The organism is Comamonas sp. Z3, from assembly GCF_008121565.1.
In the GTDB taxonomy this organism is placed as follows: domain Bacteria; phylum Pseudomonadota; class Gammaproteobacteria; order Burkholderiales; family Burkholderiaceae_C; genus Comamonas; species Comamonas brasiliensis.
In genome coordinates this window covers 1-12,047 of sequence record NZ_VOQU01000011.1, presented here as the reverse complement: position 1 = coordinate 12,047, position 12,047 = coordinate 1, and the positions used below count along the sequence as shown (strand labels likewise).

The window sequence follows — 12,047 nt, the reverse complement described above, 5'->3', positions numbered from 1 at the left end:
ATAGTGAAGGCGGGCAGGGCTAATGTCCGCCTTTCCTGCATCTGGAGGGCGCAAGTTCTACACTTGCGGCCATGAGTTTGCTGATCCTGGGAATCGAATCCTCTTGTGATGAAACCGGTGTGGCCCTGGTGCGCACGCCGGACGGCCAAGGTGTGCCTACCTTGCTGAGTCATGCGCTGCACAGCCAGATTGAAATGCACCGCGCCTATGGCGGCGTGGTGCCCGAGCTGGCCAGCCGTGACCATATTCGCCGCGTGTTGCCGCTGACCGAGAAGGTGCTGGCCGAATCCGGGGAGCAACTCGACAATGTCGATGTGATTGCCTTTACGCGCGGCCCAGGCCTTGCCGGGGCTTTGCTGGTCGGCTCCGGTGCGGCTTGTGCCATGGCGGCCGCGCTGGACAAGCCCGTGCTGGGCGTGCACCACCTCGAAGGCCATCTGCTCTCGCCCTTTCTCAGTGCCGACCCGCCGGAGTTCCCGTTCGTGGCCTTGCTGGTTTCGGGTGGCCACACCCAGCTCATGCGTGTGGACGGCGTGGGCGACTATGAAATCCTGGGTGAAACCATCGACGATGCGGCGGGCGAGGCTTTCGACAAATCGGCCAAGCTCATGGGCTTGCCCTATCCGGGCGGTCCCGTGCTCTCGAAGCTGGCGGAGGGCGGCGATCCTCAGGCCTTCAAGCTGCCTCGCCCCCTGCTGCATTCGGGTGACCTGGACTTCTCGTTTGCCGGTCTCAAGACGGCCGTACTGACCCAGGCCAAGAAGCTGGGTGACGAGCTGGAAGCGCGCAAGGCCGATCTGGCCGCCAGCACGCAGGCCGCGATTGTGGATGTGCTGGTCAGGAAAACCATGGCTGCACTCAAGCAGACCGGCATGAAGCGGGTGGTGGTGGCGGGAGGTGTGGGAGCCAACAAGCAGTTGCGCGAACAGCTCAATGAGGCCTGCGCCAAGCACAAGATCCGCGTGCATTACCCCGAGCTGCATTTGTGCACCGACAACGGCGCCATGATTGCCATGGCTGCCGCCATGCGCATACAGGCGGGACGCGAGCAGGCACAGCATGAATATGCGTTCGATGTGAAGCCGCGCTGGCCGCTGGATTCGCTCAGGTGAGTCCGTACCGCAAAAAAGCAGCCCAGGTGGCTGCTTTTTTCATGGCTGCCTAGCGCTTATCCGGCAAGCTTTACGGCCAGTTTCGCTACGTTCTGGCCCTGATAGCGGGCAATGCTCAGCTCGTCGGGATGAGGCTGGCGCGAACCATCGGCACCCGCAATCGTCGAGGCCCCATAGGGCGAATTGCCACCCTTGACCGCGCTCAGATTGGTCTGTTCGGGCAGCGGATAGCCCAGCGGCACGATGATCATGCCGTGATGGGCCAGCGTCGCCCAGGTGGTCGTGGCCGTCATCTCCTGGCCACCGCCGGTGCCGGTCGAGGTGAAGACGCTGCCGATCTTGTTGATCAAGGCCCCCTTGACCCAGAGACCGCCGGTCTGGTCGAGAAAGCTGCGCATCTGGCCCGGCATATTGCCAAAGCGCGTGGGCACGCCAAACAGGATGGCATCGTAGTCGGCCAGCTCGGCTGGGGTGGCGACCTCTGCGGCCTGACTGGCCTTGCCGCCTGCGTTCTTGAAGACATCCTCGGGCATGGTTTCGGGCACGCGCTTGATGCTGACCTCGGCACCGCTGACGCTGCGCGCGCCTTCGGCCACGGCCTGCGCCATGGCTTCGATATGACCGTACATGGAATAGTAGAGAACAAGCACTTTTGCCATGGGTGAATTCCTGAAACGGGTTGGAAAGCGGTGCGGCAGTGGCGCACCCGACTGAACCCACAGTGTAGGAATCGAAGATGGCAGCGCGACATGCACCGGCAGCCGGCGCCTGTAGGCCAAGGCGCCGAATCGGCTCACCTCCCGGAATCGGCCATGCCATTGACATGAAAAAAGCCCGCAACGCTTTGGCATTGCGGGCTTGTGCCCTCCGGTCCGCCCCGCTAAGAGGAGATGGAAGAAAGGATGAGGCAGACCGGTAGGCGAAAAGCAGCGCTTATTCGATGCTCAGCGTCACGGCCTTGCTCTGGGGCTCGAGCTTGGCCAGGGTCAGCGAGAGCACTCCATGCTCGAGCTTGGCCTTGCTGTTGGCAGCATCGATTTCATGGCCCAGATCCCAGCTGTATCTGACCTGGCGAGGCGCGCCTTCCACGCTCTCGAGCTTGGCGACAGTTCCTTCCAGCGAGAGTTTGAGCTGCTCGCGTGCCAAGCCAGGCACATCCAGGGTCAGCGTGGTGAACTTGTCATCGCGGCTGACCTGAACCTGGCGTTGTACGGGGCTTGCAGCGCCCAGGGTTTCCTGCAGGAAACGTTGCAGGGCCAGGTCGGCGGCGCGAGGGGATACAAAGGTATTACGGCTCATCACAGGGGCGAAGAACATGGTGTTTAACTCCTTTAAACTGCGCGGCTTGCGTTGTTGCCGCTTGACTCATAGGTAGGTGGTGGCAAGCGCATTTCAAGAGGTTTTTTTGATGAATAAATTGCGCCGTGATGCCTTGAAATATCTGCAGTTGCCACTACTATGCGCGCCGTTCGGCATTGCTGGCGCTGCGGTGGCTGCAGCCAGGGCCGGGCTCGCACAGCCCGTCAAGCTGGCATTGGTGGAGAGTCTTTCCGGCCCGTTTGCGAACACGGGCGAAGCCGTTTTCCGCAATCTGCTGTGGGCGACCGAGCGGGTGAACTTGCGCGGCGGCGTGCGCCTGGCCGACGGTCTGCATGAGCTGGTGATCGAGCGCTATGACAGCAAAGGCCAGAATGAAGAGGCGCTGTCGGCATTGCGCGCAGCCATAGACAATGGTGCGCGCATCATCATGCAGGGCAATTCTTCGGCCACGGCGGCGGCGCTTGTCGATGCCATCGACAAGCACAACAGCCGCGACCCCTCGCGTCGTGTGCTGTATCTGAACTATTCGGCCGTGGACCCGGCACTGACCAACGAGCGCTGCAGCTTCTGGCATTTCCGTTTTGATGCCCATGCCGATATGCGCATGGCCGCGCTGATGGAGGTCATCAGGGACGACAAGGCCGTGGACAGCGCCTATCTGATCGGACAGGACTACAGCTTTGGCCAGGCCGTGCTGCGCGAGGCCAGGCGCCAGCTTGCCGCGCAGCGCCCCGATGTGCGCATCGTGGGCGACGAGCTGCACCCTGTGGGGCGCGTCAAGGACTTTGCGCCTTATGCGGTCAAGATCAAGCAAAGCGGCGCCCAGGCCGTGATCACCGGCAACTGGGGCAACGATTTGATGCTGCTGGTCAAGGCAGCGCGCGAAGCAGGCTACGAAGGGCGTTTCTACACCTTCTACGGCAATGCCCTGGGCGCCCCGGCGGCCTTGGGTGATGCCGGTGTGGGCAAGGTGCTGGCCGTGGCCGACTGGCTGCCGAATGTGCCCACGGCAGAGAGCCGGGCCTTCTACCAGTCCTTCCGCCAGCGCTTTCCCAGGCCTCAGGACGACTATGTGCATATGCGCATGCAGCTCATGATCGAGGCTCTGGCACAGAGCCTCGAAAAAGCCGGCAGCACGGACACCGTCGCCGTGGCCCACGCCATGGAGCATGCCAGGGTGCAGATGGCGGGACGCTCGGGCAGCATGCGGGCGACAGACCACCAGTTTCAGCAATCGCTGGTGGTGGGCATGATGGAAAAAAGAGGCAGTGCTGGCGTGGACTTCGATGTAGAAGGCTCGGGCTACGGCTTCAAGGTCGTGCGAGAGATTGCGGCGGCCAGGGCCGAGATGCCCGGCCAGTGCCAGATGAAGCGCTTTTGAGTGGCTGGATAACTATCGAATCAATAGCTGCCAGCGCTTATTGGGAAAGCGCTGGCACCCGAATTAATCTAGTTGCGTTTAGCAGAGGCGGTCTGGCTGGCCAGATAGGCGTCATGTACCTCACGTCCCAGCTCTATCACCGACAGCGCATAGAACGCTGACCAGTTATAGCGCGTGATGGCGTAGAAATTCTCGGTACCCGCGATGTACTCCGTGGGGCCGGAGCTGCCGTTCTTCAGCTCTATGAGCGCCAGTGGACGCTCATAGCTGTCGGCGCCGAGCACCCGCACTTCGCGTTGTGCCATCTGCGCGGCCGTGAACGTGGGGTTGATATCGGGCGCCAGCAGGGTTGCCAGATTCTCTCCCTGGGCGCGCATGTCCACGGTAAACGCCGTCGGCAGGCCCGGCTTCCAGCCGTGGCCGACGAAGTAGTTGGCGACCGAGCCAATGGCGTCGGTGGCGCTGTTGAACAGGTCAATGCGACCGTCACCGTCAAAGTCGACTGCGTATTTGTCCCAGCTGGTGGGCATGAACTGACCCAGGCCCATGGCGCCGGCATAGCTGCCGCGCAGGGCAAACGGGTCGCTGCCCGTGCGGCTGGCCGTGACCAGCACCTGCTCGAGTTCGCCACGGAAGTAGTCGCTGCGGGCCTGTGCCCGGGGGTGGGCCTGCGGAAAATCCAGTGCCAGCGTCGCCAGTGCATCCATCACGCGAAAGTTGCCCATGTTGCGGCCGTAAATGGTTTCCACGCCGATGATGCCGACGATGATCTCTGCGGGCACACCGAACTGCTGCTCGGCACGCGCGAGTGCCTGGCGGTTGGCCTGCCAGAATTGCACGCCGGCGCGTATGCGCACAGGGTCGATGAAGCGGCTGCGGTACACCGTCCAGTTCTTCACAAAGGTCTTGCCAGCCGGGGTCACCAGGCGTGTGACCACGGGCAGATTGCGTGCCTCGCTCAGTTGTGCGCGCACCCAGTCGACAGGCAGATCGCGGCGGGCAGCGATTTCGTCGGCCAGTTGCATGGCGTCGCTCCGACCGGCATAGGCCACGGCCGTAGCGGCTGCAGCCGTGACTGCTGCTGCCGGTGCCGCCTTGCGGACGGCCTTTTTGGCCGGTGCGGCGATGGCGCCGGCGGTCAGCAGGCACAGGGCCAGAGTGCTCAATGTTCTAGTCCTGAAACGATTGCTCTGATTAGGGTGAATGCTCATGTTTTTAATTCTTGATGGTTTTGGGGCCAGCGCTGCTTCAGGATGGACCGCCAGCGCCGGCGCAAGATCTTCAGTTCGTTGGCTTCGGTGCTGGAGGATGGTGCATAGCGTAGCCTCTCCATGTCCAGCAGCCAGTCGGATAAGGCCGCAGCCATGGAGGCGGATGTTGATTCCTCGGCCCAGCGCTCCTGCACGCGGCGCGAGATGCTGCGTGCAGAATCGCTGGCGCCACTTGCTATGCCGGCGCGGTTCAGCCGCAGCCTGGCAGTGTGCATGAGCTGAGCCCAGCCATCGCGCTGCGGTCGTGTGGCGCGGGCCCAGATCAGCCACAGCAGCGCCAGAGCGCTCAAGCTGCCCGCCAGCAGGCGCAGCAGATCCGTCCAGCTCGGCGACTCGAAGCCCAGGCTCTGCAACAGATTGAGCTGACGGCTTTGGGTGTAGTTGATCACCCACTGGTTCCAGCGGTTGTTGACGGCCTCCCAGACGGCACGCAGCTTCTCCAGCGTGCCGGTATCGACGAAGTTGCCAACGGCGCTGGCAAAGGCGCCGGGGGGGGCACTCAGGCGCTGGAACTGGCCGACCCGGCTGGGTGCAACAGCGCCCGTCGGGTCCACACGGACCCAGCCCCGGCCGGCAATCCAGACTTCGGTCCAGGCATGGGCATCGCTGTTGCGCACGGTCCAGTAGTTGTCCACGCTGTTGCGGTCGCCGCCCTGGTAGCCGGTCACGATGCGGGCGGGGACTCCCATGCCGCGCATGAGCACGGCAAAGGCTGAGGCGATGTGCTCACAAAAGCCTTGCTTGCTGTCGAACCAGAAGTCATCGGCGGTGTGGACGCTGTCCACCACGCCGGGATCCAGTGTGTAGGTGTAGCCGCCGGTTTTCAGGCGCTGCATGGCGGCAGCGATCAGCCTGTCCGTATCCGCATCGGTGCCCGGTTGAGCGTGCAATTCGGCCCGCAATTGTTCGCCCAGGGCCTTTGTGTGCGGGTTGCTGCCGGCTGGCAGTTGCAGATAGCGCCTGAGCTCGGGCGTGAGCTGCAGTGGTCCATGGCTGAAGTCGAGATAGCTTTGGGCATCGACACGCAGCACATCGGTAATCGGGCGCCAGCTCAGCCACTGGAGGCTGGAGCTCATGCGCAGCCTGCCTACCGAGGCGCCCGGCGGAATCTGGGGTTCGGCCCTGGCGGCGTCCAGCAGCGTCAGCCAGCGGCGCTTGCTGGGCTCGATCAGCATCTGATAGCGAACGGGCTCTCCGCTCACGCGCAGCTGAGGCATCGCCATGGCGTCAAGCACAGGGTCGGCCTGCCAGTTGCGACCATCGAACTGGCTGAGCACGGGGCCGCGAAAGTACAGGGTGTTGGCGGGCGGCTCCTGGCCTCCGGGAGTATCGAATCGGATGCGCAGGGCTACGCTATCGTCCAGAGCCAGCGCGGCGACTTCGCCCACGCGCATGTTTTCGGACAGGCCCGAGCGACCGGCCATATCGTCGGACGGTACGCCCCATAGCGGCGCCATGCGCGGAAAGAACAGAAACAGCGCCACCATCACGGGCGCGCCCCAGAGTGCAAGCCCGCTCGCGGTGCGCAGTGCCTGCATCAATGGCGGCTTGCCCGCCGTCATATGGGCATTGACCAGGGCCGTGAGCAGGCCCATCAGTCCCAGGACCATGGCCACGGCGGTGGGCAGGGACTGGGAATAGAAAAAATTGCTGAGCAACACGAAGAAGCCCAGAAAGAACACCACCATGGCATCGCGCCGGGCGCGCAGTTCCAGTGTCTTGAGCGCCAGCAGCATGACGATCAGGGTCACACCGGCATCGCGGCCCACAATGGTCTTGTGCGTAGCCCAGGTGGCTGCAATGGCAACAGCCAGTGTGCCCGCCAGCACCCAGCGGCCGGGTAGGGGGGCACCCGTCAGTGCCAGGCGCGCGCGCCATAGCAACAGGGCTGCGGCAAAGGTGCAGGTCCACCAGGCAGTGTGCTGGATCTGCGGCAGCATGATCCAGGCGATGACGGCGAGCAGAAACAGGGTGTCTCGTGCATCGCGCGGCAGGGCCGTCAGGCGCTGTCGCCAGCTGCCCTGTATGGGCCTTCCGAAGGTTGCGGTGTTGTTCATCGCCGGGCTCCCCCGGGATGAGGATTCGTCTTGCGGACGGGCAGTGACCACTCGCTGCGGAGAACGTGTGTGCTGTGTTTTTTCATGGGCAGGCGGCCAATGCTTCGAGGCAGCGCGTGGTGTGCTGTGCACCGCTGGCCGGTGCGATCTCCTGGCCGCCCGGCAGGCGCAGGCCCCAGGTGCGGCCTTGCTGCTGAGCCATCAGCACCCAGGCGGCAAGGCGGGACAGACGCGCCTCATGGTCGGCCAGGCCGGTATGGCGCACATCAAGCCAGAGCCGGTGATGGTGGGCCATGGGCCGGTCGCGGCTGACCAACTGGTGACCGCCTGTTGCAAAGGACTGAGCCGCCTTCTTCCACACCACCAGCTTGAGCGGGTCGCCATTCTGATAGCTGCGTACGCCATCGAATTCGTCACCGCTGCGCACCTGGGCACTGCTGCGGCCGCCGGCTTCGGGACTGGCGGCTGGCAGCGGCGGGGCATGGGTTTCAGGTGCGGGATAGACCCAGACTTCGGTGTGGGGCCGCCATAGAGCCCAGACGCGAAATGCGCCCAGCGGGTAGCGAGTGAGTATGGAGACGGCGGGCAGCTCCTGCCGGCCGCGGCGCGTGGGCATGAAGCTCAGCTGCACGGCGGTGCTGCCCTGCTCGGGGATATCGACCCAGGTCCAGGCATCAGAGTGATCAGCGCTTTGCCGGGCCTGGTGCAAGGCGAGGCCTATGCCCCAGCGGCGCGAGCGGCGGGCATTGTGCAGACTGATATGCATAGGGCAGGGCGCATGGGCAAAACAGCCGCCCGATGCATTGCCTTGCGAACCTGCGCCGCCGAGGCTCAGTTGCAGACCGCGCAGATTGCCATGGCCCACAACCATGCTGGCGGCGGCGCTGCCTGCTAGCAGAAACGTGAGCAGATAGCCCAGATTGAGCTGGTAGTTGATGGCAGCGATCAACAGCACGGTCAGCGTGGCCAGCATGGCCCAGCCCGCACGTGAGGGCAGGATGTAGACATTGCCCTGGGTCAGTGTGAGCTGGTCGCTGCGCGGCAGGCGTGCGAACATCCACTCGCGCACCCTGGCGCGGGGAGAGAGCCGCTGGAGGATATTGAATGCTTCTGGCTGTTTGCCCTTTGATGTCGGGCGCTTCATGCTGTGAAATTCATGGCGAAGTCCATCGGCATCAAGACAGCGCAACGGCCTGCATCATGGCGCGCACCTGCTCCACGGCACCACGGCCGGCATGGCCTACGGGAACCAGACGGTGGGCAATCACCTGGGGCAGTATGGCCTGTACATCGTCGGGCGCCACATAGTCGCGGCCCTCCATCAGCGCGATGGTCTTGGCCGCGCGCAGCAGCGCGATGCCTGCGCGTGGCGACAGGCCCTGGGCAAACCACTGGCCGTTGCGTGTGGCGGCAATCAGATCCTGTACATAGTCGAGCAGGGCCTCGCTGGCGTGCACGGCCAGTGCCGCAGCCTGCAACTGCTGCAGCTCCTGCTGGGAGATGACGGGCAGCAGCGCATCGGCAGCGGCGCGGCGGCCGTTGCCCGTGAGCAGCTTGCGCTCGGCATCGCGCGAGGGATAGCCCAGGCTGATGCGCATGAGAAATCGGTCCAGCTGGCTTTCGGGCAGCGCAAAGGTGCCCAACTGCTCCAGCGGGTTCTGGGTGGCAATCACAAAGAAGGGGGCCGGCAGGCTGTGGGTCTTGCCCTCGGTGGTGACCTGGCGTTCCTCCATGGCTTCCAGCAGCGCACTCTGGGTCTTGGGGCTGGCCCGGTTGATTTCATCGGCCAGCAACACCTGGGCAAACACCGGCCCCGGGTGGAACACAAAAGCCTCTTGGCCGCGGTCGTAGATGGAGACGCCCGTGAGGTCGCTGGGCATGAGGTCGGCAGTGAACTGCACACGCGAGAACTGCAGGCCGAAACTATGTGCCAGCGCATGGGCCAGGGTGGTCTTGCCTACACCGGGAACGTCTTCGATCAGCAAGTGACCGCCTGCCAGCAAACAGGCGACACCGTCTCTGACCTGATCCGGCTTGCCCTCCATCACCGTGTTAAGCTGACTCAAAAGCGCATTAATTGTGTTCTGTGCATGCATGGCAGAAACATATCCTAAATAAGCGATAGCGGAGACATGACTGTGGGCAAGACAGGTTATTTCACCCACCGGGATTGCTGGTTGCACGAGATGGGGCCGGGCCACCCTGAATGCCCGGCGCGGCTGGATGCGATAGAGGACAGGCTGCTGGTCAGTGGCGTGGGCGATGCGCTGGAGCGCTGCAACGTGCCGCTGGCGTCATTGGCCGAGATTGAGCTGGCGCATGATCCCATGCATATTGCCGCCCTGCAGGGCCTGACAGACAGGCTGGAGCAGGAACTGGCCGCCGGCGGGCCTGAGTACAGGCAGCTCGATACCGATACCTCCATCAACCGCCACACCTTCAAGGCCGCCTTGCGCGCCGCGGGCGCGACACTGGCGGCTACCGATGCCGTGCTGGCCGGAGAACTGGAAAACGCCTTTTGCAGCGTGCGTCCGCCCGGACACCATGCCACGCGCAACCAGGCCATGGGCTTTTGCTTTTTCAACAATGTGGCGGTGGGCGTCAAGTATGCGCTGGAGCGTCACCATCTCAAGCGCGTGGCCGTGATCGACTTTGATGTACATCACGGCAATGGCACGGAAGACATCCTGGCCGGTGATCCGCGCGTGTTGATGTGCGGCATCTTCCAGCACCCGTTCTATCCGTTCAGCGGCGACAAGGATCCGGCGTCGAACATGCTGAACGTGCCTGTGGCCGCATACACCAAGGGCATGGACATTCGCGAAATCATCGAGATGATGTGGATTCCGCGCCTCGAAGCATTCAAGCCCGAGATGATCTTCATCAGTGCCGGCTTTGATGCACACCGCGAAGACGATATGGGTCAGCTTGGCATGACCGAAAACGACTTTGCCTGGATCACCACGCGAATCAAGGACATCGCACGGCGCTTTTCCAAGGGCCGCATTGTTTCCTGCCTCGAGGGCGGTTATGTGATGGACCCGCTGGCGCGTAGCGTGGAGGCGCATCTGCGCGTATTGGCCGATATCTAGTCCGAAAGCAGGGAGACAGCGATGAGCGATTCCTTAGTGCAGCTGAGCCAGGACGAGCGCGGCGTGGCTCGCATCACTCTGAGCGATCCGCAGCGCTTCAACGCCTTGAGCAGCGAAATGCTCGCCGCCCTGCAGTTGGCGCTGGATGCCGTGGCCAGGGATGAGCAGGTGCGTGTGGTGGTGCTGGCGGCCGAGGGCCGGGCCTTTTGCGCAGGGCATAACCTCAAGGATATGGCGAGGCACACGGAGCTGGCTTACTACCAGCAACTGTTTGCCCAGTGCAACCGCATGATGCTTTCGATACAGAAGCTGCCGGTGCCCGTCATTGCAAGAGTGCAGGGTATTGCAACGGCTGCAGGCTGCCAGCTGGTGGCGCAGTGCGATCTGGCCGTGGCCAGCAGCGATGCCCGCTTCGCCACCAGCGGTATTCAGTACGGCCTGTTCTGCTCCACGCCCAGTGTGCCTCTGGTGCGCAACATGCCCATCAAACAGTCCATGGAGATGCTGCTGACGGGCGAGTTCATCGATGCACAGACAGCTCTGCACTACGGCCTGCTCAATCGTGTGAGCGAGCCCGAGCGACTCGATGCCGCCGTGGAGGAACTGGTGGGGGCCATTGTGAGCAAGCCTCGTACGGCCATCAGAATGGGCAAGGAACTGGTCTATCGCCAGCGGGAGATGGGCCTGGAGTCGGCCTATCAGCTGGCGGGTCAGACCATGGCCACCAATATGCTGGATGCCGACGCACAGGAAGGCGCCCAGGCTTTTCTCGAGAAGCGCAAGCCTGGCTGGTCTTGAAGCATCGGCCATCGTCCGCCGGGCTGGTTGATCTGTGTGGATGCCGCAGCCGTGCATCTCGGTCTTGTGCTTCAGGCCCGTCCATTTGAACGACGAGGCTGCTTTCAGGCGGTGTTACCGTGAGACTTGTCTGAATGCAGGCATGGCGTTGATGGGCTCAATTCCTAGGTATTACCCTGATTGGGCTCATCTGATACCCATGATTTCGCATGGCTTGTGCATAAAATAGAACGGTCGTTCTTTTTATGCCAGTCCGCTTGCGAAGGTTGCTGCGCAGTTCTCCAGGCAGATTGTCTGGAAAATTGTGCAGAGAGTGTTGCAGTGCCGCATAAAATGAATCCAGTTTACGTAAACGTCAATGCAGTAATCATTAAGGAGCCGCAGCAATGAAGGTATTGGTCCCTGTCAAGCGCGTGGTGGACTACAACGTCAAGGTCCGCGTGAAGTCGGACGGCACGGGTGTGGACATCGCCAACGTCAAGATGAGCATGAACCCCTTTGACGAAATCGCCGTCGAAGAAGCCGTGCGCCTGAAGGAAAAAGGCGTGGTCACCGAAGTCATCGCCGTCTCCTGCGGCGTGGCCCAGTGCCAGGAAACCCTGCGCACGGCCATGGCCATCGGTGCCGACCGCGGCATTCTGGTCGAGACCGATGTCGAGCTGCAGCCCCTGGCCGTGGCCAAGCTGCTCAAGGCCCTGGTGGACAAGGAGCAACCCGGTCTGGTCATCTGCGGCAAGCAGGCCATCGACGACGATGCCAACCAGACCGGCCAGATGCTGGCGGCCCTGGCCGACCTGCCCCAGGCCACCTTCGCCTCCAAGGTCGAAGTTGCTGGCGACAAGGTGAATGTGACCCGTGAAGTGGACGGTGGCCTGGAAACCGTGGCCCTGTCCACGCCCGCCGTCATCACCACTGACCTGCGCCTGAATGAGCCCCGCTACGTTACCTTGCCCAACATCATGAAGGCCAAGAAAAAGCAGCTGGACACCTTCAAGCCCGAAGACCTGGGCGTGGAC

11 protein-coding genes are annotated in these 12,047 nt (G+C 63.0%); 5 read left to right on the top strand and 6 right to left on the bottom strand.

Going from position 1 to position 12,047, the window contains the following annotated elements:
* Positions 1-71: 71 nt before the first annotated feature.
* Complete coding sequence (gene tsaD / locus FSY59_RS25530; protein WP_003053025.1) at positions 72-1,112, top strand: tRNA (adenosine(37)-N6)-threonylcarbamoyltransferase complex transferase subunit TsaD; 1,041 nt, start codon at positions 72-74, stop codon at positions 1,110-1,112.
* 56 nt (positions 1,113-1,168) lie between these two features.
* On the opposite strand, the gene wrbA is transcribed toward tsaD, so the two are convergent.
* Together wrbA and FSY59_RS25520 are read right to left on the bottom strand one after the other, a co-directional pair.
* Positions 1,169-1,771, bottom strand: coding sequence for an NAD(P)H:quinone oxidoreductase (gene wrbA, locus FSY59_RS25525; protein WP_148729923.1), 603 nt, complete (start codon positions 1,769-1,771; stop codon positions 1,169-1,171).
* A 274-nt stretch (positions 1,772-2,045) separates the two neighbouring features.
* Positions 2,046-2,429, bottom strand: coding sequence for an Hsp20/alpha crystallin family protein (locus FSY59_RS25520; RefSeq protein WP_148729922.1), 384 nt, complete (start codon positions 2,427-2,429; stop codon positions 2,046-2,048).
* A gap of 91 nt (positions 2,430-2,520) precedes the next feature.
* Here FSY59_RS25520 and FSY59_RS25515 point away from each other — a divergent pair, with 91 nt between their 5' ends.
* Complete coding sequence (locus FSY59_RS25515) at positions 2,521-3,813, top strand: branched-chain amino acid ABC transporter substrate-binding protein (RefSeq protein ID WP_029158743.1); 1,293 nt, start codon at positions 2,521-2,523, stop codon at positions 3,811-3,813.
* Between the two features lie 68 nt (positions 3,814-3,881).
* Here the strand turns inward: FSY59_RS25515 and mltB are convergent, their stop codons facing one another.
* The 4 genes from mltB to FSY59_RS25495 form a co-directional block, all read right to left on the bottom strand.
* Positions 3,882-5,024 (bottom strand): lytic murein transglycosylase B, encoded by a 1,143-nt coding sequence (gene mltB / locus FSY59_RS25510; RefSeq protein WP_148729921.1) that lies wholly within the window; start codon positions 5,022-5,024, stop codon positions 3,882-3,884.
* The gene (locus FSY59_RS25505; RefSeq protein ID WP_148729920.1) at positions 5,021-7,141 is read right to left on the bottom strand and encodes a DUF3488 and transglutaminase-like domain-containing protein; all 2,121 of its coding nucleotides are present in this window, start codon (positions 7,139-7,141) and stop codon (positions 5,021-5,023) included. Before FSY59_RS25505 ends, mltB begins: the two co-directional genes overlap by 4 nt.
* A gap of 82 nt (positions 7,142-7,223) precedes the next feature.
* On the bottom strand, positions 7,224-8,285 hold the full coding sequence (locus FSY59_RS25500; protein ID WP_148729919.1) for a DUF58 domain-containing protein: 1,062 nt from the start codon (positions 8,283-8,285) through the stop codon (positions 7,224-7,226).
* Between the two features lie 31 nt (positions 8,286-8,316).
* A complete protein-coding gene (locus tag FSY59_RS25495; RefSeq protein WP_050872136.1) occupies positions 8,317-9,237 on the bottom strand; it encodes a MoxR family ATPase in 921 nt (306 codons plus the stop codon).
* A gap of 36 nt (positions 9,238-9,273) precedes the next feature.
* On the opposite strand from FSY59_RS25495, the gene FSY59_RS25490 reads away from it, so the two are divergent.
* From FSY59_RS25490 to FSY59_RS25480, 3 genes are all read left to right on the top strand, one after another.
* The gene (locus FSY59_RS25490) at positions 9,274-10,233 is read left to right on the top strand and encodes a histone deacetylase family protein (RefSeq protein ID WP_043004825.1); all 960 of its coding nucleotides are present in this window, start codon (positions 9,274-9,276) and stop codon (positions 10,231-10,233) included.
* Positions 10,234-10,254: 21 nt separating this feature from the next.
* On the top strand, positions 10,255-11,031 hold the full coding sequence (locus FSY59_RS25485) for an enoyl-CoA hydratase (protein ID WP_148729918.1): 777 nt from the start codon (positions 10,255-10,257) through the stop codon (positions 11,029-11,031).
* 386 nt (positions 11,032-11,417) lie between these two features.
* On the top strand, positions 11,418-12,047 hold a 630-nt coding region (locus tag FSY59_RS25480; protein WP_148729917.1), incomplete at its 3' end, for an electron transfer flavoprotein subunit beta/FixA family protein.